General features: G+C 63.9%; 18 protein-coding genes and 1 pseudogene. 9 read left to right on the top strand and 10 right to left on the bottom strand.

The window, feature by feature from the left end:
- The first annotated feature begins 114 nt into the window (after nt 1–114).
- Complete coding sequence (locus MAFF_RS36875; protein WP_157866022.1) at nt 115–2,538, top strand: glycoside hydrolase family 99-like domain-containing protein; 2,424 nt, start codon at nt 115–117, stop codon at nt 2,536–2,538.
- A gap of 257 nt (nt 2,539–2,795) precedes the next feature.
- On the opposite strand, the pseudogene MAFF_RS19735 reads toward MAFF_RS36875, so the two are convergent.
- Together MAFF_RS19735 and hpaR are read right to left on the bottom strand one after the other, a co-directional pair.
- A pseudogene (locus tag MAFF_RS19735) lies at nt 2,796–3,085 on the bottom strand (helix-turn-helix domain-containing protein); the annotation flags it as partial.
- Between the two features lie 45 nt (nt 3,086–3,130).
- Nucleotides 3,131–3,634, bottom strand: a complete 504-nt coding sequence (gene hpaR / locus MAFF_RS19730) for a homoprotocatechuate degradation operon regulator HpaR (protein WP_010912713.1) — start codon at nt 3,632–3,634, stop codon at nt 3,131–3,133.
- A 248-nt stretch (nt 3,635–3,882) separates the two neighbouring features.
- Between hpaR and MAFF_RS19725 the strand changes: the two genes are divergently transcribed.
- The 3 genes from MAFF_RS19725 to MAFF_RS19715 all read left to right on the top strand — a co-directional run bounded on the left by MAFF_RS19725 (nt 3,883) and on the right by MAFF_RS19715 (nt 6,565).
- On the top strand, nt 3,883–4,737 hold the full coding sequence (locus tag MAFF_RS19725) for a MetQ/NlpA family lipoprotein (RefSeq protein WP_010912712.1): 855 nt from the start codon (nt 3,883–3,885) through the stop codon (nt 4,735–4,737).
- Nucleotides 4,738–4,830: 93 nt separating this feature from the next.
- On the top strand, nt 4,831–5,928 hold the full coding sequence (locus MAFF_RS19720; RefSeq protein ID WP_010912711.1) for a methionine ABC transporter ATP-binding protein: 1,098 nt from the start codon (nt 4,831–4,833) through the stop codon (nt 5,926–5,928).
- A complete protein-coding gene (locus MAFF_RS19715; protein WP_010912710.1) occupies nt 5,909–6,565 on the top strand; it encodes a methionine ABC transporter permease in 657 nt (218 codons plus the stop codon). Before MAFF_RS19720 ends, MAFF_RS19715 begins: the two co-directional genes overlap by 20 nt.
- Before the next feature lie 153 nt (nt 6,566–6,718).
- On the opposite strand, the gene MAFF_RS19710 is transcribed toward MAFF_RS19715, so the two are convergent.
- The 4 genes from MAFF_RS19710 to MAFF_RS19695 form a co-directional block, all read right to left on the bottom strand.
- Nucleotides 6,719–7,849 (bottom strand): aminomethyltransferase family protein, encoded by a 1,131-nt coding sequence (locus MAFF_RS19710; protein ID WP_044548644.1) that lies wholly within the window; start codon nt 7,847–7,849, stop codon nt 6,719–6,721.
- 177 nt (nt 7,850–8,026) lie between these two features.
- Nucleotides 8,027–8,800: an ABC transporter substrate-binding protein gene (locus MAFF_RS19705; RefSeq protein WP_010912708.1), complete on the bottom strand. Its 774-nt coding sequence runs from the start codon at nt 8,798–8,800 to the stop codon at nt 8,027–8,029.
- Between the two features lie 123 nt (nt 8,801–8,923).
- Nucleotides 8,924–10,666: a hydantoinase B/oxoprolinase family protein gene (locus tag MAFF_RS19700; RefSeq protein WP_010912707.1), complete on the bottom strand. Its 1,743-nt coding sequence runs from the start codon at nt 10,664–10,666 to the stop codon at nt 8,924–8,926.
- A 16-nt stretch (nt 10,667–10,682) separates the two neighbouring features.
- Nucleotides 10,683–12,767 (bottom strand): hydantoinase/oxoprolinase family protein, encoded by a 2,085-nt coding sequence (locus MAFF_RS19695; protein ID WP_010912706.1) that lies wholly within the window; start codon nt 12,765–12,767, stop codon nt 10,683–10,685.
- A gap of 220 nt (nt 12,768–12,987) precedes the next feature.
- Here MAFF_RS19695 and MAFF_RS19690 point away from each other — a divergent pair, with 220 nt between their 5' ends.
- The 5 genes from MAFF_RS19690 (at nt 12,988) to MAFF_RS19670 (ending at nt 19,441) form a co-directional block, all read left to right on the top strand.
- Nucleotides 12,988–13,815, top strand: coding sequence for a ferredoxin--NADP reductase (locus MAFF_RS19690; protein ID WP_010912705.1), 828 nt, complete (start codon nt 12,988–12,990; stop codon nt 13,813–13,815).
- A 180-nt stretch (nt 13,816–13,995) separates the two neighbouring features.
- Nucleotides 13,996–15,042 carry a deoxyribose-phosphate aldolase gene (gene deoC, locus MAFF_RS19685; protein WP_010912704.1) on the top strand — a complete coding sequence of 349 codons (1,047 nt, stop codon included), beginning with the start codon at nt 13,996–13,998 and terminating at the stop codon, nt 15,040–15,042.
- A gap of 67 nt (nt 15,043–15,109) precedes the next feature.
- Nucleotides 15,110–17,482 carry an aldehyde dehydrogenase family protein gene (locus MAFF_RS19680; protein WP_044548642.1) on the top strand — a complete coding sequence of 791 codons (2,373 nt, stop codon included), beginning with the start codon at nt 15,110–15,112 and terminating at the stop codon, nt 17,480–17,482.
- Nucleotides 17,483–17,671: 189 nt separating this feature from the next.
- On the top strand, nt 17,672–18,403 hold the full coding sequence (locus MAFF_RS19675) for an SDR family oxidoreductase (protein WP_010912702.1): 732 nt from the start codon (nt 17,672–17,674) through the stop codon (nt 18,401–18,403).
- A gap of 192 nt (nt 18,404–18,595) precedes the next feature.
- On the top strand, nt 18,596–19,441 hold the full coding sequence (locus tag MAFF_RS19670) for a fumarylacetoacetate hydrolase family protein (RefSeq protein ID WP_010912701.1): 846 nt from the start codon (nt 18,596–18,598) through the stop codon (nt 19,439–19,441).
- 79 nt (nt 19,442–19,520) lie between these two features.
- Here the strand turns inward: MAFF_RS19670 and MAFF_RS19665 are convergent, their stop codons facing one another.
- From MAFF_RS19665 to MAFF_RS19650, 4 genes are read right to left on the bottom strand one after another with little or no spacing between them, the layout of a single operon-like run.
- Nucleotides 19,521–20,519, bottom strand: a complete 999-nt coding sequence (locus tag MAFF_RS19665; RefSeq protein ID WP_010912700.1) for an ABC transporter ATP-binding protein — start codon at nt 20,517–20,519, stop codon at nt 19,521–19,523.
- 16 nt (nt 20,520–20,535) lie between these two features.
- Nucleotides 20,536–21,591 (bottom strand): Gfo/Idh/MocA family protein, encoded by a 1,056-nt coding sequence (locus tag MAFF_RS19660; protein ID WP_010912699.1) that lies wholly within the window; start codon nt 21,589–21,591, stop codon nt 20,536–20,538.
- Between the two features lies 1 nt (nt 21,592).
- On the bottom strand, nt 21,593–22,060 hold the full coding sequence (locus MAFF_RS19655; RefSeq protein WP_010912698.1) for a DUF4304 domain-containing protein: 468 nt from the start codon (nt 22,058–22,060) through the stop codon (nt 21,593–21,595).
- Nucleotides 22,057–22,896 carry a carbohydrate ABC transporter permease gene (locus tag MAFF_RS19650; protein WP_010912697.1) on the bottom strand — a complete coding sequence of 280 codons (840 nt, stop codon included), beginning with the start codon at nt 22,894–22,896 and terminating at the stop codon, nt 22,057–22,059. The genes MAFF_RS19655 and MAFF_RS19650 overlap by 4 nt, the downstream gene beginning before the upstream one ends.
- Nucleotides 22,897–22,900: the final 4 nt, after the last annotated feature.

The raw sequence follows: 22,900 nt of genomic DNA, 5'->3' as shown, positions 1-22,900 counted from the left end.
GCTCAAAATCCGGATGTAGCCCGCAGCGGGAAAGATCCGATCCTGCATTACATCAGATATGGTGTCTCGGAGTCCCGAAACCCTAGTCCGAACTTCGACAACGAATACTATCTGGTGAAAAATCCCGACGTGGCTGCCGCGTCGATGAACCCGTTGGATCACTACATTCGTTTCGGCAAGAGCGAGGGGCGCAGCCCCCGACGTGCTTCGGGCACAAATGCCGGCGCCATCCAGAGACCCGACACCTACGTGCCGCGATCCAGCGAGAGGCCACCCGCCGCATTGAAGGCGCGCCTCATTGCCTTCTACCTACCCCAGTTTCATCCGATTCCTGAAAACGACGCCTTTTGGGGCAAGGGTTTCACGGAATGGACGAATGTGACACGCGCGGCGCCGCAATTCGATGATCATTATCAGCCCAGGCGGCCGGCGGACCTCGGCTTCTACGACCTGAGGGTGAAGGACATCCAGAAGGAACAGATCGAGATTGCCGTTCAGTACGGTGTCTCGGGGTTCTGTTTTCACTTCTACTGGTTCAACGGCAAGCGCGTCCTCGAGATGCCGATCACACAATTTATCGAAAATGACGCGCACGAACTGGGCTTCTGCATCAATTGGGCAAATGAACCCTGGAGCCGCCGTTGGGATGGGCGCGATCAGGAGGTGCTGATTGCGCAATCGCATTCACCCGAAGACGACCTGGCCTTCATCGAATATGTATCCCGCTATTTTCGCGACCGGCGATACATCCGCATCGGTGGCAAGCCACTGCTGATGATTTACCGGCCCGGATTGTTTCCATCAGCCACTGAAACAGCACAACGCTGGAGAGCCTATTGCCGGGAAGCCGGCATCGGCGAGATTTTTCTTGCCTATCCGCAGTCGTTCGACAAGGACGATCCCGCCGAATTCGGATTCGACGCCGCCGTCGAATTTCCACCGAATCTTGGAAAATTACGCGAGATCAGCGGCAGAATTCCAACGCTCAAGAGCGGCTTCAGGGGAAAGATCTTCGACTGGACAGAGCTCCTCAATCGCAGCCGCGCCTACCCACAGGTCCCCTACACGCTGTTTCGCGGACTTTGCCCTTCCTGGGACAACACCGCACGGAGGATGGAGGCAGCCCACATTCTGATGAACGCATCGCCGTCCCGCTACGCAGAATGGCTCGCCAACGCGGTCGCCGATACATGCGATCGTTTCGCCGATTTCGACAGCCGCCTGATCTTCGTCAATGCCTGGAACGAGTGGGCTGAAGGAGCCTATCTCGAGCCTGACGCCCGCTATGGCTACGCCTATCTGCAGGAGACGCGGAACGTCCTGTCGGCTCCATCAGCGGCCGGCAAATTTCCCACGGGTGCGTCCTGGCGCGTTTTGTTCGTTTCGCACGATGCCGCTCTCGGTGGGGCGCAGGCTTCGTTGATCGACATCGTCCAATGGCTGCAATCGCACACGGAGCTGGAGATAAAGGTGCTGTGCCTGGCAGGCGGTGAACGGCTCGAACAGTTTCGACGCATCGTCGATACCGCCCTTCTGGACGATCTGGTTTCGCCAACCGAGACGACGGCCACGAAGCTGGCCCGCATCGCCGATTGGTACGGCGGCAGACCGGACCTCATCTATTGCAACAGCCTGGCCACCGGCCGTGTGCATGCGCTGCTTGGTGAACTGGACATTCCTATCCTGACGCATGCCAGGGAATTGGCAACCAGCGTCGCCCGATACGCCAAGGACGACATGGAGGATGTCGTTTCCCACACGCAGAGATTCGTTGCGTGTTCGCCAAGTGTCCGGGACTATCTGGTGGCCGAGCACAAGGTCGAAACGAACGCCATCGACGTCATTCCAAGCGCAGTTCCGCAGCCCGGCGCCGATCCCGGTCAGACGGAAATCCAGCGTCTTGAACGTCGCCGGCTGGCCGGCTGGCCCGTGGACAAGACCATCGTCCTGGGATCGGGCCTCGCAATGCCCTTCCGCAAGGGTGCCGACCTGTTTATCGAAGTGGCCCGAATTCTTCGAGCCCGTGGGGTTGAGGACTATCATTTCTACTGGCTCGGCTCATTTCCGGAGCGGGAACGGGATGAGGTTCTCGGCACCTGGTCGCAGCACCTCGACAGGATGCGGGCGGACGGGTTGGACGAAAAGGTGACATTTCTGGGCGATGTCGACGATGTGCGCGGCTATCTTCGGGCCGCCGATCTGTTTCTTCTGACATCCCGCGAAGAGCCGTTCGGCCGCGTCATGCTGGAGGCGGCATTCGCCGAGTTGCCGGTGATCTGCTTCGCAGGCAGCGGCGGGGCGCCGGATTTCGTCGAGGACGATGCCGGCATCATCGTCGAGCGGGCCGATCCGGCCGCGATGGCCGATGCGACGCTGAAACTGATCCGGAACCAGCCGCTGCGGACGACGCTCGGCAAGCAGGCGAGCGCCAAGGCGCGGCGACATTTTTCCACCGACCGGGTCTTTCCGCGCCTGCTGTCGACCATGCGGAAGGTTGCAGGCCAACCGCCCGCGGTCCCGATCATCGTGCCGAACTAAAATTACCGCCCGCTACCTGCATGAACGTATGGACCGCATCCTGGAGGCAGTCCTTTTCTGGAGTATCACTCCGGCGTCCCTGGCACCCGTGTCATCTTCAATGAAAACTATTCCGGGGCGCCCTATCCTCAATTCGGCCCCAAGGGAATGGCCGGCGACTGGGAAGCCAACGCGCCCTGGCGCAAGAAGCGGGAAGCGCGCCAGCAGCAGGGGCGCTAGCAGGAAAATTGGATGCGGGTCGCGAGGCCCGCATCCACCTATGTGCGATCAGCGCCCTGCAGCTGCTTCCGCCGCCAGGCGGCAGGCGCTTCGCCGACCCGTTCGCGGAAGAACCTTGAGAAATAGGCGGGGTCGTCGAAGCCGATCTCGTAGGCGATGTCCTCGACCGTGCGCACGGTGAACAGCAGCAGCCGCTTGGCTTCCAGCAGCCGCCGCTCGCTGGCGACGCGCTTGACGCCGCTGCCCAGCACCGCATGGGCGGCCAAGTCGAGGACGACGTCGTGGCCAGCATCTCGACATAGAGGTCGACCGGCCAGTTATCGCGGAAAATGCGCATGACCGTGGAAAGTTCTGCCGCGACGAACCGAACGCCTCAGCTCTCACCCTCGATCAGACCCTCCAGGAGATCGAGCAGCTGCTCCAGCTTCTCGTGCCCAAGCCGCCGCTCGATGTCGTCGTAGATGACGCGGCGCTCGGGCGACAGGGCATCGATCAGGGCGGAGCCGGCCGGGGCGATGGTCAGCACGACGCGGCGGCCGTCGCCTTCCGCCTTGTTGCGGGTGATGAACCTTCGGCCCTCGAGCGCCTTGATGATGCGCGTCAGGCTGGGCGGCAGCACCGATGCACGATCGGCGAGCTCGGTCGCCTCGACCGGGCCGGCCTCGCTCAGCACGCGCAGCACACGCCATTGCTGCTCGGTCACGTCATGCGCGGCGAGCATCGGGCGAAACCGCGCCATCACCACTTCGCGGGCATGAAGCAGCGCCATTGGTAAGGAGCGGCGGGTGTTCTCGGGCAGCAAGTGAAATTCTCTCCAGCGCAGGCTTGCAATCGGCAGGCTTTGCCGAGCGCTAGCCCTAAAGCCGGTCACCTTCATCCCGTATCGTCGCCTCAGGCCTGATGCAAGGCTTGACTTCCGATGTCCCCGGATCGCGGCGCGCTGGCGCCATGGTCGGTCCGGCGCCGTCTTGTGCTCCCGCCCTTCAAATTTTTGAGAGAATATTCCCGGCTTTGCCGAGAACGGCGAAACACGTTCTTTGATAAAATCGATAGAATTTCTGACGATGTGACCAAGCTTGGGCAATCCGCCTTGCTGCCATGACTTCACAACCGCAGAGATCAATCATGTCCGACGTCAACAACACTTTGCCATCTTCCCTTTGGTCAACCATCAACCGGCGCAGCGGCCTGGCTCTGCTGTTCGCATCGGCCGTCGCGGTCGGCAGCCTGATGGCGCAGCATGCGTCCTTGGCCGAGGACAAGAAGGCGATCAAGGTCGGCATCATCAGCGGCGAGGATGAGGATGTCTGGCGCGTCGTCGTCGCCCAGGCCGCCGAGAAGGGCCTGACCATCGAGACCGTGGTGTTCAACGATTACACCCAGCCCAACGAGGCGCTGGAGCGCGGCGAGATCGACGCCAACGCCTTCCAGCACCAGCCCTATCTCGACAACCAGATCAAGACTCAAGGCTACCATATCGTGCGTGTCGGCTACACCGGCGTCTGGCCGATCGGCCTCTACTCCAAGAAGTACAAGGCGGTCGCCGACTTGCCCGAGGGGGCGGTGATCGGCGTGCCGAACGACCCGTCCAATGAAGGCCGCGCGCTGCGCGTGCTGCAGAATGAGGGCGTGATCAAGCTGAAAGACGGCACCGGCATCCTGGCCACCACCGCCGACATCGCGGAAAACCCCAAGAAGGTCGAGATCAAGGAACTCGACGCCGGCATCGTCGGCCGCTCGGTCGAGGATCTCGACGCCGCCGTGGTCAACACCGACTGGGCGCTGAAGAGCGGGCTGACGCCGGAAAACCGCATCGCGCAGGAACCCATCGCGGACAATCCTTACCGCAACTTCATCGCGGTCAAGGTCGGCAATGAGAACGAGGCCTGGGTGAAGACGCTGGTGGCGTCCTACCAGAACGACGCGGTGAAGGCCGAATTCGACAAGGTCTACAAGGGCACCGGCCTCAGCGCCTATTGATCCGCGACCGGACGCCCGGTTCGAGAGCAAACGCGGTCCGCGCCCGAGCGCGGGCCGCACTTGCATTTTCGGATGGCGAGAGCAGGAACACGCATGAACCAGCATATAACGGCATCCCAGGCGATCGCCGATCCGACCCACGCCAGACCCGACGCGTCGCAAGACGTGGTGCGCCTAGTCGACCTGAAGCGGCGCTTCGGCACCACGCCGGCGATCGACGGCATCTCGCTGACGGTGCGCAAGGGTGAGATCCTCGGCATTATCGGCCGCAGCGGCGCCGGCAAATCGACGCTGATCCGCTGCCTGAACGGGCTGGAGCGGCCCGATTCCGGCGAAGTGTTCATCGAGGGCCGCGAGATCGGCCGGCTCGGCGAGCGCGACCTGCAGCCGCTGCGGCGGCGCATCGGCATGATCTTCCAGCACTTCAACCTGCTGTCGGCCAAGACGGTCGAGGACAATGTGGCGCTGCCGCTGAAGATCGAGGGCAGGCCGAAGGCCGAACGGCTGGCGCGGGCGGCGGAGCTGCTTGACCTCGTTGGCCTGTCGGAGAAAGCCCGGGCCTATCCGGCATCGCTGTCAGGCGGCCAGAAGCAGCGCGTCGGCATCGCCCGGGCGCTTGCCGCGCGGCCGGCGCTGCTGTTGTCTGACGAAGCGACTTCGGCGCTCGACCCCGAGACGACGCGCTCGATCCTGGCGCTGCTGAAAGACATCAACCGGCAGCTTGGCCTGACCATCCTGCTGATCACCCATGAGATGGAGGTGATCCGCTCGATCGCCGACCGCGTGGCGGTGATCGATGCCGGGCGCATCGTCGAGCAAGGCCCGGTCTGGTCGGTGTTCGCCGATCCGCAATCGGACATCACCAAAAGCCTGCTCGGCGCCATCCGGCCGCAATTGCCCGCCGAACTGGCGGCGCGGCTGCTGCCGGCTTCCGGCGCGGAGACGATCCTGCGTGTGGACGTGGCCGGCGACGCGGCAAGCGGCCCGCTGCTGTCCGACCTTGCCACTTCTGTTCCGGGCGCCTTCCGCCTCGTCCATGGCGGCATCGACCATATCCAGCAGCAGCCCGTCGGGACGCTTTTCCTCTCCATTCCCGGCAGCGATGCGAGCCACCTCGCTGCTGTCATCACATTCCTGAAGGCCCGCCAGGCGCGGGTGGAGGTGCTTGGCCATGTCGCCCATCCTGTTTGAGCTTCTGCTGCGATCGATCTGGGAGACGGTGCTGATGACGGCCGCCTCCGGCCTGATCTCGCTGGTCTTCGGCCTGCCGCTTTGTCTGGCCTTGATATCAACCGAACGCGGCGGCATCGCCGAGAGCCTGTGGGTCAACCGCGTGCTCGGCGCAATCATCAACGGCTTCCGCTCGGTACCGTTCATCATCCTGCTGGTGGCGCTGATCCCGCTGACGCGGCTGATCGTCGGCACCTCGATCGGCACCTGGGCGGCCATCGTGCCGCTGTCGATCGCCGCCACGCCCTATTATGCGCGCATCGCCGAAGTGTCGCTGCGCGAGGTCGACCCCGGCCTGATCGAAGCGGCGCGCGCCATGGGCGGCAACCGCTGGACGATCATTCGCGAGGTGCTGGTGCCCGAGGCGCTGCCCGGCATCGTCGCCGGCTTCACGGTGACCTTGGTGACGCTGATCGGCGCCTCGGCCATGGCCGGCGCCATCGGCGCCGGCGGTCTCGGCGACCTCGCCATCCGCTATGGCTACCAGCGTTTCGAGACGTCGGTGATGGTGGCGGTGGTCATCGTGCTGATCATCCTGGTGTGTGGGGTCCAATGGGCGGGGGATCGCCTGGTGGCGCGGCTGGACCGGCGGGGGTGATTTGGTGGGCTCGCGAGGAATGGGGCGAGGCTCCCCGACTTCGTCATCCACGGGCGGAGCAGCCGCGAAGCGGCGTCGCGGAGACCCGAGGATGACGAAGCGATGGGCGTTCCGGCCAACTACCGAAGCATGCGTCCGTCGGCGCGAGCCGGGCTAGCCTCTCAACCTAACCCCTTCCGGATCGAAGAACGGCATCGGCGCCACGACCGCGCGGGTCGGCCTGCCGTCGATGTCGATGCTGAGTTCGGTGCCGATGGCCGTGAAGGGCAGCCGCAGATGCGCAGTGGCCAGCACCTTGCCGAGGGAATAGCCGTGGTCACTGTAGGTGACGATGCCGGCATCCTCGCCATCGGCCAAAACCCTGGCGTCCGTCGCCGCCGGTTTGTTGCCGTCGAGGATCAGCCCGGTCCAGCGCTCGTCGAGGCCCTTGTCACGGATCTTGAGCAGCGCTTCGCGGCCGATGAAATCGCCCTTGTCGAACTTGATCCAGCGGTCGAGGCCGACATGGAACGGCGTGCGGGTCTCGTCCATGTCGATGCCATGCGCCGGATAGGCCTTTTCCAGGCCGAGCGTGAACATCGCCAGCACGCCATAGGGTTTCAGGCCGAAGTCCTTGCCGGCCCGCATCAGCGTATCCCAGACCGAGGCCGCCTCGTCGGCCGGCACGAAGAGTTCGAAGCCGAGTTCGCCGGTCACGCCGGTGCGGGAGATCAGGACGCGCGTGCCGTTGACATGGCCTGAGGTGAACGCCCAGCGCTTGAGACCGTCCAGATCGGCATCTGAGATCATCGCCTTCAACAGTTCGCGCGAACGCGGGCCCTGGATGGTCGGGAAGGCGACGGCGGCGGTAATGTCGGTGACGTAGGCCTTGCGGCCCTGGGCATGGTGCTGCAGCCAGGGCAGCATCTTCAGGCGGTTGACCGAGCCGGTGACCAGCATGAAATGCTCCGGCCCCAGCCGGAACACGGTAAGGTCGTCCATGATGCCGCCATCCTCGCGGCAGACTGTGGAATAGCGGACCTGGCCCGGCTTCATCGCCACGGCATCGTTGACGATGACATGGTTGACCAGCGCCTCGGCGTCCGGCCCCTTGATGTCCATCTTGCCCATGGTGCTGAGATCCTGCACGCCGACATTGGCGCGCGTGTTCAGGTGCTCGTCGGTGACGCCGGAATAGTATTTGGCCGAGATGAAATCGCCGCCGACCCGACCCATGGTCGCACCGAGCCCGACGATGCTGCTGTAGAAGGGGGAACGCCGCTCAGCCAAGAAGGTCTCCATCATTCATTGCAGTCCGGAGACCGTTTCGAAATTCGCTCTGGCGAGTCATATGAAGGTGGTTTCGAGAACCGGAGCGCAGCGGACATTCAGGTCCGTGAGCTCAGTTCTACTGCACGCAGTAGAACGGGGAAGCGCAGAAACCGCCTTCAGATGGCCGCCAGAGTAGAATTTCCAACGGTCTCAGTTGCCGTAGACGTCGAAGGAAAAGTACTTGTCGTTAATTTCCTTGTATTTGCCGTTGGCGCGCAAGGCGTCGATCGCCGCATTGAACTTGCCGGCCAGTTCCTTGTTGCCCTTCTGCAGGGCGATACCGACGCCGGGTCCGTGAATGGCCGGATCGGCCGTCAGCGTGCCGAGCAGCTTGCAGCAGGCGCCATCGGGCTTCTTCAGCCATTCGGTCAGGATGATCGAGCCGTCCATCATCGCATCGAGGCGGCCATTGGCCATGTCGGTGCGGGCGTCGTCGCCGGTCGGATAGGCCTTGACGGTCGAGCCTGAGTATTTCTGCTCGGCGAATTTCTGGTGGATGGTCGCGGTCTGCACGCCGAGCGCCTTGCCTTTCAGGTCGTCCGGCGAGGTGCCGGCGATGGTCGAGTCCTTCGGCACCGTGATGGCCGGCGGCGTCTGGTAGTATTTATGGGTGAACTCGACCTTCTCGGCCCGCTCCGGCGTGATGGTGATGTTGATGATCGCATCGAACTTGCCAGCCTGCAGTGCAGGAATAGAGCCGTCGAAATCCTGAACTGTGAATTCGCATTCGGCCTTCATCTCAGCGCACAGCGCCTTGCCGAGGTCGATGTCGAAGCCGCCCAGCGTGCCGTCGGCATTGGCGTAGTTGAAGGGCGGATAGGCGCCCTCGGTACCGATCCTGAGCTTGTCCTGGGCGCTGGCGGCACCGCTGGCAAGCGTGAGGGCGACGGAAGCGGCAAGCACGAAACGACCGAAAAGACGCATGTTCCAGATCTCCGTTGACTGGGGAAGTCTACGGGCTTTGGTGCTTTCGGCGGAGACGGAAGCGACATGTGCTGCGGCGATCACGGCGCCGTGAGCGATCCACATTGTGGCAAGGGGCGGTGTTTAGCCGGCGCGCTGCCCGTCCGTCGCCTTCCGGTCAACGGTGAGACCGTCCGCCGACAGGACCACGCCAAACTTCTCGCTGGCTTCCTCTGCGGTGTAGTATCCCAGCGCCACGTCGCGCTGCACCTGATCGGCGTCGCGCTCGCGCGGGTCGCCATAGCCGCCGCCGCCCGGCGTGCCAACGCGCACGCGGTCGCCGGCCTTCAGCGGGATGTCCTGTTCCTTGGACAGATGCGGCGGCACATGCGCCACCCCGCCGCGGAAGACGGTCACGCTGTTGGGTTCGCCATCCTTGCCGCCGAGCGCGCCTTGCGGGCCGAAACGGCCGTGATCCATGACGAAGGAGGCCCGCGCATCGCCGCGCAGGATCTCGACCTCATAGGCGAGGCCGAAACCGCCGCGATGCTTGCCGGCGCCGCCCGAGCCTTCGCGCAACGCATAGTGGCGATAGAGCACCGGAAAGGCCTGCTCCATGATCTCGACCGGCGGCGACTTGGAAATGCCGATGGTCGAGCAACCATTGGTCAGCCCGTCATGGCCTGAATTGCCGCCATAGCCGCCACCGGAGATCTGGTACATGACGTAATCGCGGCCGCGCGCCGGGTCGTTGCCGCCGAGCGCGAAATTGCCGCTGGAGCCGGCGGGCGCCGCCGTCACCTTGTCCGGCAATGCCTGCACCATGGCCGCGAACACCGCCTCGGCGATGCGCTGCGAGACTTCCGCCGCGCAGCCCGACACGGGACGCGGGTATTTGGCGTCGAGGAAGGTGCCTTCCGGCCGCCTGACGATCAACGGCTCGAAGGCGCCGGCGCTGATCGGCACATCCGGAAAGATATGACGCATGGCGAGATAGACCGAGGACAGGGTCGTCGCCAGCACGCTGTTCATCGGCCCGGCGCAAGGCTTGGATGAGCCGGCGAAATCGAAGGTCAGCGTGTCGCCTTGTTTCTCCACCGCTAGCGCGATGGTCAGCGGCTCGTTGACCACCCCATCGGAATCGACAAAGGCCTTCGAATGATAGGTGCCGTCGGGAATAGCCGCTATGTTGGCGCGCATCTGCTCGGCGGCGCGGCGGCGCAGTTCGGCGATTGCTTCGACAACAGTTTCGTCACCGTAACGATCCAGGATTCCATTGAGCCGATCCTGGCCGATCAGCAGTGCGGCGGCCTGGGCCCTGATATCGCCGATGCGCTGGTCGGCGACGCGGATGTTGGAGCAGATGATGGCGTAGATCTCGGGATCGAGCACGCCCTTCTTGAAGAGTTTCACCGGCGGCAGCCGCAGGCCTTCCTGCTCGACCGCGGTGGCGGAGGCCGAGAAACCACCCGGCACCGAGCCGCCAATATCGGGCCAGTGGCCGGTGTTGGACAGCCAGCAGAAGATCTTTCCCGCCCGGTAGACCGGCATGGCGAAGCGCACATCCATCAGATGCGTGCCGCCAAGATAGGGGTCGTTGACGATGTATATGTCGCCCGGCTCAGGGGCCAGGCAACGGCCGTCGGCGATCATCTCGATCACCGTTTTCGTCGAATATTGCATGACGCCGACGAACACCGGCAGGCCTTGGCTTCCCTGTGCGATCAGCGAGCCGTCGACAGCTGAATAGATGCCGTCGGAGCGGTCGTTGGCTTCGGCGATGACCGGCGAGAAGGCGGCGCGGGAGAAGGTCAGGTCCATCTCATCGCAGACCTGCTGCAAGGCCGCCTGGAGGACCGAAAGCGTGATGGCGTCGAGCTTTGCCATATCAATGTCAGGCATATCAGGCCTCGCCAATGTCGATGATGATGTTGCCGTCGGCATCCGACCGGGCGCGGTCGCCGGGTTCGAGCACGGTGGTGGCGTCCATCTGTTCGAGGATCGCCGGGCCTTCGATGACGGCATCGAGCGGCAATTTTTCGCGTGCATATACCGGCGTGTCGTGCCACTGGCCCGCATACCAGACCGGCCGGATCTCGCGCCGCGCCTCGTCCAGCGTTTTCGCGCGACCGGCCGGGTCGATCAGGCGCGACAGGTCGATCGCCGGGCGCACGCCGGTGACCGAGGTGTTGAGGTTGACCAGGTTGGCGCGGATTTCCGGCAGCTCGACCTTGAAGCGGGCGAAATAGGCCTTTTCGAACAGCGCCTGCAACTCCTGCCGGGTCACGGTCGAGGACGGCAGCGGCACGTTGATGATGTGGGTCTGGCCGACAAACTGCATGTCGGCGGAGTGGGTGACGCGGATCGTCTCGGGCTTCACCGCTTCCTTGCCGATCAGCTGCTCGCCTTCGTTTCGGTGCCGTTCCAATACATGGTGCAGCTGGGTTTCGTCGAGCACGGCAACCGGCTGGTTGATGGTGTTGACGAAGTCATGACGCAGATCGGCGACGACGCAGCCGAGCGCATTGGTGATGCCTGGACGCGCCGGCACCAGCACACGGGGCAGGCCGAGTTCGCGCGCCAGGGCGGTCGCATGCAGCGGCCCGGCGCCGCCGAAAGCAAACAGCGCGAAATCGCGCGGGTCATGGCCTCGCGACACCGAGACCATGCGGATGGCGCCGGCCATCTTCATGTTGCCGAGCCTCAGCACAGCACCTGCTGCCTCGACGCCGGACAGTCCAGTCGCCTTGCCGATCTTGTCCGCGAAAATGCCGGTGACGCGCTCCACAGTGACCGGGTTGTCGACGGCCAGCAGCTTCTTCGGCGCCAGCCGGCCGAGCACCAGATTGGCGTCGGTGATGGTCGGCTCCAGGCCGCCGCGGCCATAGCAGATCGGGCCGGGATTGGCGCCGGCGCTTTCCGGACCAATCTGGATCAGGCCGGCCGCGTCGACACGGGCGATCGAGCCGCCGCCGGCGCCGACCGTGTGCACCGCCACCATCGGCACATGGATGGGCATGGCATATTCGATCTCGATCTCGTTGGAGACCGCCGGCTCGGCGTTGCGGATCAGCGCCACATCGGTCGAGGTGCCGCCCATGTCGTAGGTGACGAGGTTTTCGAAGCCGGCGCGTTTGCCCGTATAGGCGGCGGCGATGACGCCGGAGGCCGGGCCGGACATCACCGTCTTGGCCGATTCACGTGTGACGAAGCGGGCCGAGATCATGCCGCCATTGCCGTTCATGATCAGGAAGTCCCGGGCATAGCCTTTGGCGGCCAATTCCTTGCGCAGCCGCTCGACATAGCGTTCGAGAATCGGCTGCACGGAGGCGTTGACCGACGCTGTGACGCCACGCTCGAATTCGCGCGCTTCCGACAGCAGCGCATGGCCCGTGGTGATGTAGCCGTTCGGCCAGAGCTCGGCGGCAATCTCGGCGGCGCGCCGCTCATGCGCCGGGTTGGCGTAGGAATGCAGGAAATGGATGACGAGGGATTCGCAGCCGGCGGCGATCAGCGCCGTCACCGCCTCGCGCATTTCGGCCTCGTCGAGCGGCGTGCGCACCGCACCGGAAGCCTCGACGCGCTCCGACACTTCGAGCCTGAGATTGCGCGGGATGACGGGAACGAAAGTACCGGTCATGCCATAAGGTTGCGGCCGCGTGCGCCGGCCAAGCTCGATCACGTCGCGAAAGCCGCGCGTGGTGATCATGCCGGTCCTGGCCAGCCGGCGCTCCAGCACGGCATTGGTGGTAGTGGTCGTGCCATGCACGATGAGGTCGATGCCGTCGATGGCAAATCCGGTGGCACCAAGTGCCGAAACCACACCGAAGGCCTGGTTATCGACCGTCGTCGGGGTCTTGGCGATATGCACCTTGCCGCCGTCTCTGCCGTCGATCAGAAGCAGGTCGGTGAAGGTCCCGCCGACATCGATGCCGGCTGCGACGCTGCCCAGGGAATCCGGCGGCTGCACCGAAAAATTCTCTTTCATTGTCGAAACCCGAAATGCTGGGACTACGGATATGGCACAGTTTGGAAAGGTGTTTCGCGGCGGTATCTTGACGCAAATATCGTTTGTATACTAATAAATTCCGGACACAAGAGCTTACCGCTTTGGAGTGTGCGAACAGCACGCCGGGACCTGAACGGTCCGGGCGCGCAGGAAAAGGTTTGGCGCCCGCGTCCCCGGTTGGGCCAGAAAGTTGGATTTGATGAACACCACATCCGCCTTCAACACCGCCGGCGCCCGCCCGCTGCAGTTTCCTATACCGGCCAATGTCTATGCCGAAACCGTCGTCTCGGTGAAGCACTACACCGACCGGCTGTTCTCTTTCCGCATCACCCGTCCGCAGTCGCTGCGCTTCCGCTCCGGCGAATTCGTCATGATCGGCCTGCCCAATGCCGAGAAGCCGGTGTTCCGTGCCTATTCGGTCGCAAGCCCGGCCTGGGACGAAGAGCTGGAATTCTTCTCGATCAAGGTGCCGGACGGCCCGCTGACCTCGGAACTGCAGAAGATCCAGGTCGGCGACACCGTCATCATGCGCCAGAAGTCGACCGGGACCCTGGTGGTCGACGCGCTGACCCCGGCCAAGCGGCTGTTCATGATCTCGACCGGCACCGGCATCGCGCCCTTCGCCAGCCTGCTGCGCGACCCCGACACCTATGAGAAATTCGACCAGCTGATCCTGACCCATACCTGCCGCGACAATGCCGAGCTGACCTACGGCCAGGAATTGGTGGCGGCGCTGGAAAGCGACCCGCTGATCGGCGAACTGACCACCGGGCGCGTCACGCTCTACAATTCGACGACCCGCGAAGAATCGGCCCGCATGGGCCGCATCACCGCGCTGATCGGTTCAGGCAAGTTCTACGCCGACCTTGGCATCGACAAGCTCAATCCGGAAACGGACCGCATCATGATCTGCGGCTCGATGCATATGCTCAAGGATGTCAAGGAACTCGCCGAAAGCCTCGGCTTCCAGGAAGGCTCGCTCAGCCATCCCGCGACCTTCGTCGTCGAGCGCGCCTTCGTCGGCTGAGGCGGACGCCGACACCTCAGACCTGCATTTTGACCATGCGGTCAAAAACTAGCTGCTTTTGCGGCCTTTTTCAGCTATCCCTCGCTTGAGGACTCGTGAAGCGTGGCTTCACGGGCTATCTTGTCGGGAAACGACGCGCACCAAGACATAAGCGCAAGTCGCTGAATGAAAGGGCAGGAGATGAGCAGCACAATCCGCGAAGCCGATCTTGGCACCAAGGTGACGCCGCTGCCGGCCCGCGCCGCCGCCAACACCCCCGTACCGCTGGACCATCGCATCGCGCGCAATCCCGGCATGAAGCTTGACCTCGGCTTCATGGAATCGGTGCGCAGCGTCAACCGTTCGGCGCTGGAACGGCGCGTCGCCAGCCTGACCAAACGGCGTTCGATCAAGGCCGACAACCAGGCGGCCTGGCTGCTGCGCGCCGTCGCCTGCATGGATCTGACGACGCTGAACTCCAACGACACCGAGGAGCGCGTGCGCCGGCTCTGCGCCAAGGCGATCAACCCGTTCCGCCGCGACATCGTCGAAGGCCTCGGCATTGCGGGTGAAACCATCCGGCCGGCTGCCGTCTGCGTGTACCATCCCTTCGTCGCCACGGCCGTCGATGCCGTGCGCGGCACCGGCATCCACGTCGCCGCCGTCTCCACCGCCTTTCCGCATGGGCTTGCGCCGCTGTCGACCCGGCTGCAGGAGATCGAGGCTTCGGTGCGCGACGGCGCCGACGAGATCGACGTCGTCATTCCGCGCGGGCTGGTGTTCGGCGCCAAGTGGCGGGAGCTCTACAACGAGATCGTCTCGATGCGCGCTGCCTGCGGCGACGCGCATCTGAAGGTCATTCTGGGCACCGGCGACCTCGCCACTTTGCGCAACGTCATGCTGGCCTCGATGGTGGCGATGATGGCGGGCGCCGATTTCATCAAGACCTCGACCGGCAAGGAAAGCGTCAACGCGACGTTGCCCGTTGGCCTCGCCATGGTGCGCGCCATCAGGGCCTATTTCGAGGAAACCGGTTATCTCATCGGCTTCAAGCCGGCCGGCGGCATATCCACGGCCAAGGCCTCACTCGACTGGCTGGTGCTGATGAAGGAAGAGCTCGGCCGGCCATGGCTGGAACCGGAGCTATTCCGCTTCGGCGCGTCGAGCCTTTTGACCGATATCGAACGGCAGCTCGAGCATCATCTGACCGGGCACTATTCGGCCAATCACCGCCACGCAATGGCTTGAGCACCCACCCCGATCGGCCTGGCCGATCGACCCTCCCCGCGAAGGGGAAGGGTGAAGGAGGCACCCCATGAATATTCTCGACCGCTATCACGCCATGGAATACGGCCCGGCGCCGGAAGCCCGCAACGAGGCCGATGCGTGGCTTGCCGCGCGCGATTTCGGCAAGGCGCTGTTCATCGACGGTGCCTGGAAGGCCGCTTCCGGCGGCAAGACCTTCGACACCAGCGAGCCGTCTTCCGGCAAGCTGCTGGCCAAGGTCTCCGACGCCAGTGCCGCCGATATCGACGCGGCGGTTGCGGCGGCCACCAAGGCATTGCCGAAATGGAGCGCCAGTTCAGGCTACGCCAGGGCAAAGGTGCTCTACGCCATTGGCCGCGCCATGCAGCGGCATCAGCGCCTGTTCGCGGTGCTGGAGTCGATCGACAATGGCAAGCCGATCCGCGAAAGCCGCGACATCGACGTGCCGCTCGCCATCCGCCATTTCATCCATCACGCCGGCTGGGCGCAGGCGCTGGACAGGGATTTTCCCGGTCACAAGGGCGTCGGCGTCGTCGGCCAGATCATCCCGTGGAATTTCCCGCTGCTGATGCTGGCCTGGAAGATCGCGCCGGCGCTGGCCGCCGGCTGCACGGTGGTGCTGAAGCCGGCCGAATTCACGCCGCTGACCGCCATCCTGTTCGCCGAAATCTGCGAGCGCGCCGGCGTACCGAAGGGCGTCGTCAACATCGTGCAGGGCGGACCGGAAGCGGGCGCGGCCATCGTCAACCATCCCGGCATCCAGAAGATCGCCTTCACCGGCTCGTCCGAAGTCGGCAAGATCATCAGGAAAGCCACCGCCGGATCGGGCAAAAAACTGTCGCTGGAGCTCGGCGGCAAATCGGCCTTCATCGTCTTCGAGGATGCCGATCTCGACAGCGCGGTCGAAGGCCTGGTCGACGGCATCTGGTTCAACCAGGGCCAGGTCTGCTGCGCCGGTTCGCGGCTCCTGGTGCAGGAAGGCATCGCCGAGGCTTTGATCGCCAAGGTCAAGACGCGGATGAGCCGGCTGCGCGTCGGCAGCCCGCTCGACAAGAACACCGATATCGGCCCGTTGGTCGATCTGACCCAGCTCGACCGCGTCAAGGGCCTGGTCGCCGAAGGCGCGAAGCAAGGCGCCGTCTGCTGGCAGCCGGATGCAGCGCTGCCGTCTTCCGGCTACTATCATCTGCCGACACTCGCCACCGGTGTTTCGCCGGCTAATATCCTGGCGCAGGAAGAGGTGTTTGGCCCGGTTCTGGCGACTATGACCTTCCGCAACACCGAGGAAGCGATCGAGCTTGCCAACAACACGCGCTATGGGCTCGCGGCGAGCGTGTGGAGCGAGAACGTCAACCTCGCCTTGCACGTGGCGCCGCAATTGAAGGCCGGCGTGGTCTGGGTCAACGGCACCAACATGTTCGACGCCGCCTGCGGTTTTGGCGGCTACCGCGAAAGCGGCTTCGGCCGCGAGGGCGGGCGCGAAGGCATGTTCGAATATCTCACGGCAAAACTGCCGCTCGGACCGGTCATCAAGCCGGCGGCGGTTTCGGCGCAACCGGTCGAGCAGGCTGACGGCGCGGCCATCGACCGCACCGCAAAACTGTTCATCGGCGGCAAGCAGGTGCGGCCGGACGGCAATTATTCACTGGCCGTCGCCACCGCCAAGGGCAAGCTGGCCGGCGAAGTCGGCTTTGGCAACCGCAAGGACATCCGTGACGCCGTTTCCGCCGCCCGCGCCTGCAAGGGTTGGCCCGAGGCGACCGCCTATAACCGCTCCCAGGTGCTTTATTATCTGGCCGAGAACCTTTCCGGCCGCGCGGGGGAGTTTGCCGCGCGTCTCACCGAACTGACCGGGGCGACGCCCAAGGCCGCGCGCGAAGAGGTCGACCAGTCGATCGAACGGCTGTTCCTCTATGCCGGCCTTGCCGACAAGTTCGAAGGGCGCGTGCACCAGCCGCCAGCCCGCGCCGTGACGCTGGCGCTGCATGAGCCGGTCGGCGTCGTCGGCATCGTCGCGCCGGATGCCTCACCGCTGCTCGGCCTGATCTCGCTGGTCGCGCCGGCGCTGGCCATGGGCAATACGGTGGTCGCGGTGCCTTCGGAACGCTATCCGCTGCTCGCCACCGATCTCTATCAGGTCATCGAATATTCCGACGTCCCGGCCGGCGCCATCAACATCGTCACCGGCCGCAGCGCCGAACTTGCCGGCGTGCTGGCCAAGCATGACGATGTCGACGGGCTCTGGGTGTTCGCCGATGCCGAGACCTGCGCCAGGGCGGAAGCCGAGTCCATCGGCAACCTCAAGCGCGTCTGGAGCGGCAATGGCCGCAGCCTCGACTGGGCTTCCGACGAGGCGGCCGGCGATGCTTTCCTGCGCCGCGCCGTCGAGGTCAAGAATGTCTGGGTGCCTTACGGCGACTGACATTTCCGGCCTGTCGCAATGGTGATCGTGTTCGGGCTTGACGCCCGGGCATATGTTCTTTAACGAGAAAAAACATCTTTATCAGTGAACTGGCTGCGACACAGGCCGCACAATCGAGCCTGACTGGCACATGACGCCTTGGCCGGCCGCCGATAAAGGCAGTTGACCCAAGCAGGCGAGGAAAGAAGCATGGCGGATCTGGCAGGCAAGGTCGTTGTCATCACGGCGGCGGCGCAAGGCATCGGCAAGGCGAGCGCGCTGGCCTTCGCCAAGACTGGAGCCACCGTCCACGCCACCGACATCAACGAGACGCTTCTCGCCGAACTCGCCAAGACGCCAGGGATCAAGACCCGCAAGCTGGATGTGCTCAACGACGAGGCCGTCAACACCACCTTCGCCGAGATCGGCCGCGTCGACGTGCTGTTCAACTGCGCCGGCTTCGTCCATTCCGGCTCGATCCTGGAGATGAAGGATGGCGATCTCGATTTCGCCTTCAACCTCAATGTCCGCGCCATGATCCGCACCATCAGGGCCGTGCTGCCCGGCATGCTGGAACGAGGCGACGGATCGATCGTCAACATGTCTTCCGTCGCCGGCGCCGGCAAAGGCGTGCCGAACCGCTTCGCCTATGGCGTCACCAAGGCCGCCGTCATCGGCCTGACCAAGGCGATTGCCGCCGACTATGTCGGCAAGGGCATACGCTGCAACGCCATCTGCCCCGGCACGGTCGAAAGCCCGTCGCTGCAGGACCGCATGCATGCGCAAGGCGACTACGAAGCCGCCCGCGCCGCCTTCATCGCCCGCCAGCCAATGGGCCGGCTCGGCACGCCTGAGGAAATCGCCGATCTCGCGGTCTATCTGGCCGGCGCGACCTACACGTCCGGGCAGGCCTATAATATCGACGGCGGCTGGTCGATCTGAGATCGGGCTCCGCCCCAACGTTTGCGCTGGATCAGGAAGTCTGAAAATCCCGCGCGCCGGCCCGCCCGACAGCTGTCGGCGCTTGCCCGGGATCAGGTCGATGGGTACGGTCCGCCCGGCTCCTCGGGGAGCCATCGTCTCGACGGAGAGTTTGCAAGAGGCCGCGAGGCCGCAACCAGGAGAAGGATTTAGATGAAACTGCTGCGCTATGGCGAGGTGGGGAGCGAACGTCCCGGCCTGCTCGATGCGGATGGAACGATCCGCGATCTCTCCGCCCATGTCGCCGACATTGCCGGCACCACGCTTCATCCGGCCTCGCTGGAGATGCTGGGCAAGCTTGATCCGAAGTCGCTGCCGGCGGTTTCCGGCAAGCCTCGCCTCGGCGCCTGCGTCGCCGGCACCGGAAAATTCATCTGCATCGGCCTCAACTACTCCGACCACGCCGCCGAAACCGGTGCCACCGTGCCGCCGGAGCCGATCATCTTCATGAAGGCGAGCTCGGCCATTGTCGGCCCGGACGACGACGTGCTGATCCCGCGCGGTTCCGAAAAGACCGACTGGGAAGTCGAGCTCGCAGTGGTCATCGGCAAGACGGCAAAGTATGTCAGCGAAGCCGACGCGCTGGATTATGTCGCCGGCTATGCCGTTGCGCATGACGTCTCCGAGCGCGCCTTCCAGGCGGAGCGGCAAGGCCAGTGGACCAAGGGCAAGAGCTGCGACACGTTTGGCCCGACCGGCCCGTGGCTGGTGACCAAGGACGAAGTCGCCGACCCGCAGAACCTGAAGATGTGGCTGACCGTCAACGGCAAGACCATGCAGAACGGCTCGACCAAGACCATGGTCTACGGCGTCAAATATCTGGTGTCCTATCTCAGCCAGTTCATGTCGCTGCACCCCGGCGACATTATTTCGACAGGCACCCCGCCCGGCGTGGGCCTCGGCATGAAGCCGCCAGTATTCCTCAGGGCCGGCGATGTGGTGGAACTGGGCATCGAGGGCCTCGGCCAGCAGAAGCAGACGTTCAAGGCTGACGTGTAGCGGTTAGCTTTTCCTTCTCCCCGTCACTATACGGGGAGAAGGTACCGGCAGGCGGATGAGGGGCGGCGTCAACCTTGCCCTACTTCAGCACTTTCCCGTCCGCTCCAAACCTATACGTCTTCGCCGGGTCCGGCGTCGCATAGAGCGTCGCGCCCGGCTCCGCGTCATACACGCCGAAGATGCGCACTGTGATCAGCCCGGCCTTCTCGCAGTCGAGATAAAGATTGGTGTCGGCGCCGAGATGCTCGGCATGCACCACCGTGCCCTTCCAGGCGCCTGACTTCGTGTCGACGGTCAGATGCTCCGGCCGCACGCCGATGGTCTTGGCCGTCTCGCCGAGGCGAGCGCCGTCGATGAAGTTCATCTTCGGCGAGCCGATGAAGCCGGCGACGAATTCGTTTGCCGGTGAATTGTAGAGCTCCATCGGACCGCCGATCTGCTCGATCCGGCCGGCATTGAGCACGACGATCTTGTCGGCCAGCGTCATCGCCTCGACCTGGTCATGGGTGACGTAGATCATGGTCGCCTTCAGCCGGCGGTGCAGCTGCGCGATCTCCAGGCGGGTGTTGACGCGCAGCGCCGCATCGAGGTTCGACAGCGGCTCGTCGAAGAGAAACAGTTTTGGCTCGCGCACCACGGCGCGACCGATGGCGACGCGCTGGCGCTGGCCGCCGGAGAGTTCGGCAGGCCGCCTTTCGAGATAGGGTTCCAGCGACAGCATGGACGAGGCGATGCCGATACGGCGATCGATCTCGGCCGCCGGCGTGCCGGCTTGTTTCAGGCCGAGGCCCATATTGTTCTTCACCGTCAGATGCGGATAGAGCGCATAGGTCTGGAACACCATGGCGATGCCGCGTTTGGCCGGCGGCGTGGCCGAGACATCCTGACCGTCGATGACCACGCGGCCCGAGGTCGAATCCTCCAGCCCGGCGATGACCCTGAGCAAGGTCGACTTGCCGCAGCCCGACGGGCCGACGAAGACGACGAATTCGCCATCGGTCACTTCGAGGTTGATGCCCTTCAGCACCTCGACCGGCCCGAAGGCCTTCTTCACATTTTCGATCTTCAGCGAGCCCACAATATTGTTCCTAGCTTTAGAGTTTGACGGCTGCGCCGCTGCGCACACTCTCGTCGGCGGCAAGGCAGACGGCGAGCGACTTGACCGCGTCGTCCATGTGGCGAGTGAGATCCAGGTCCTCGCGGACCGCCTTCAACACGAAGGCCTGTTCGAGGTCGCAGAGGTCCTGGTGGCCAGGTTCGCCTGCCATGGACAGCATCTCGTCCGCCTTGACGAACTTGCCATCCGGGCCGGTCGCCGCACTGTGGAGGCGGATGGTCGAGGTCTTGGTGTGGGTGTCGATGTCGTCGGATTTGATACCTTCCTTCATGACAATCGACACGCAGCCATTCGGCGAAATGACGTCCTTCACGAAGAAGGCGGTTTCGGAAATCATCGGACCCCAGCCGGCTTCATACCAGCCGACCGAGCCGTCATCGAACAGCACCTGCAGGTGGCCGTAATTGTACATCGAGGGCGCAACCTCCTGCGTCAACCGCACGCCCATGCCGCGCACCTCGACCGGCCTGGCGTCGGTGATCTGCAGCATAACGTCGAGATAGTGGACGCCGCAGTCGACGATCGGCGACGTCGTCTGCATCAATTGCTTGTGCGTCTCCCAGGTATGGCCGGAGGATTGCTGGTTGAGGTTCATGCGGAAGACATAGGGGCCGCCGAGCTTGCGCGCCTCGGCGATCAGCCGGATCCAGGACGGGTGGTGGCGCAAGATATAGCCGATCACCAGCTTTTTGCCGTTGGCCTTGGCGGCCGCGACAACGCGTTTTGCGTCGGCCACCGTCGTTGCCAGCGGCTTTTCGACAAAGACGTGGCAGCCGGCCTCGAAGGCCCTGACCGCATAGTCGGCATGGCTGTCGGAATAGGTGGCGATGCAGGCGACGTCGGGCTTTTCCTCGCGCAGCGCCTCGTCGAAGGACCGGCTGATGCCATAGCCGGACAGCCCGTCGGGCAGCGGCACGTCGGAGCGGTTGATGAGGGCGGCGATCTCGAAGCCAGGATTGGTGTGATAGGCCAGCGCATGGCTGCGGCCCATATTGCCGAGCCCGGCGACGACGACGCGAAGAGGTTGAGCCATTTCAGTTCGCCTTTTCTTGGCTGCGCGCCTTGAGAGCCACCATCACATGGGGCTCGCGCTCATCCGCAACTCGCAAAGCTGCTTGTTCACTTTCACAGTGAGACAAGAGCCGGAAGCCATAAGCAGCGACCCCGTCCTTGATAAGCGAAAGCCTCAGATCGCCAGGCAAGGGATGTTCGAGGTTGAGGGCCTGCGTGAACATCTTCGACTGCTCGTCTTCCATCGTTGAATCCACGCGCCAACGAATGTGACATTTGTGTTCTTTCGGCCGACGCTCCGGGCCAAGCCGGGTAAACCAGACGGCGGCGTTCACATAGAACTGCGGCCCCCAGGAAGACTTCTGAAGGTTCAGCAAGCAGATCGTTTCCGGCCACTCCCGGTAGAAATTCGTGGCGCGGACGCCTCGAAATCCATAGTGGCTAGCCGTCTCTGCTAGTGCTTGGACGACGATGTCTCGACCGTCGCTCACTTGACGGCTCCCGACGTAATGCCGCGGATCAGCTGCCGCGAGAAGATGACGTAGAGGATCAGCACAGGCATGATCGCCAGCGAGAGGGCGGCCAGGATGGCGTTCCAGTTGGTGACGAACTGGCCGAGGAAGAGCTGCGCGCCGAGCGTCACCGTCTTGGTCTCTTCCGACGGCGCCAGGATCAGCGGGAACCACAGATCGTTCCAGATCGGGATCATGGTGAAGACGGCGACCGTCGCCATGGAGGGCCTGACCAGCGGCAGCACCAGCCGGAAGAAGATGGTGTATTCCGACAGGCCGTCGATGCGGCCGGCATTCTTCAAATCGTCGGACACCTGCTTCATGAATTCCGACAGGATGAAGACGGCGAGCGGCAGGCCTTGCGCGGTGTAGACCAGGATCAGCGCCGTCAGCGTGTTGACCAGGCCGCTCGCCACCATCAATTGCAGGATGGCGACGGTGCCCAGCCGGATCGGGATCATGATGCCGAGCGCGAGGTAGAGCCCCATCAGCGAATTGCCGCGGAAGCGGTATTCCGACAGCGCAAACGCCGCCATGGCGCCGAACAGCAGCACGAAGAACAGCGAGGCGACGGTGACGACGAGGCTGTTCTGGAAATAGTGGATGAAGTCGCCCTGGCCGATCACCGTGGTGTAGCCGATCAGGTCGAAGGTCTTCGGCGTCGGCGGCGTCAACGGCGCGCCGAAGATGCCGGCGCGGGATTTGAACGAATTCATGATGACCAGGATCACCGGGAACAGCGCGATCGCCGTGTAGGTCAACAGGATTGCGTGGGCGCCGATGGTGCGAGGCAGCGAACGGGTGGCGGTGCTCATCTCT

The sequence above is a fragment of the Mesorhizobium japonicum MAFF 303099 genome, assembly GCF_000009625.1.
In the GTDB taxonomy this organism is placed as follows: domain Bacteria; phylum Pseudomonadota; class Alphaproteobacteria; order Rhizobiales; family Rhizobiaceae; genus Mesorhizobium; species Mesorhizobium japonicum.
The sequence above is the reverse complement of the archived record's forward strand: the minus strand, read 5'-3'. Positions and strand labels throughout refer to the sequence as shown.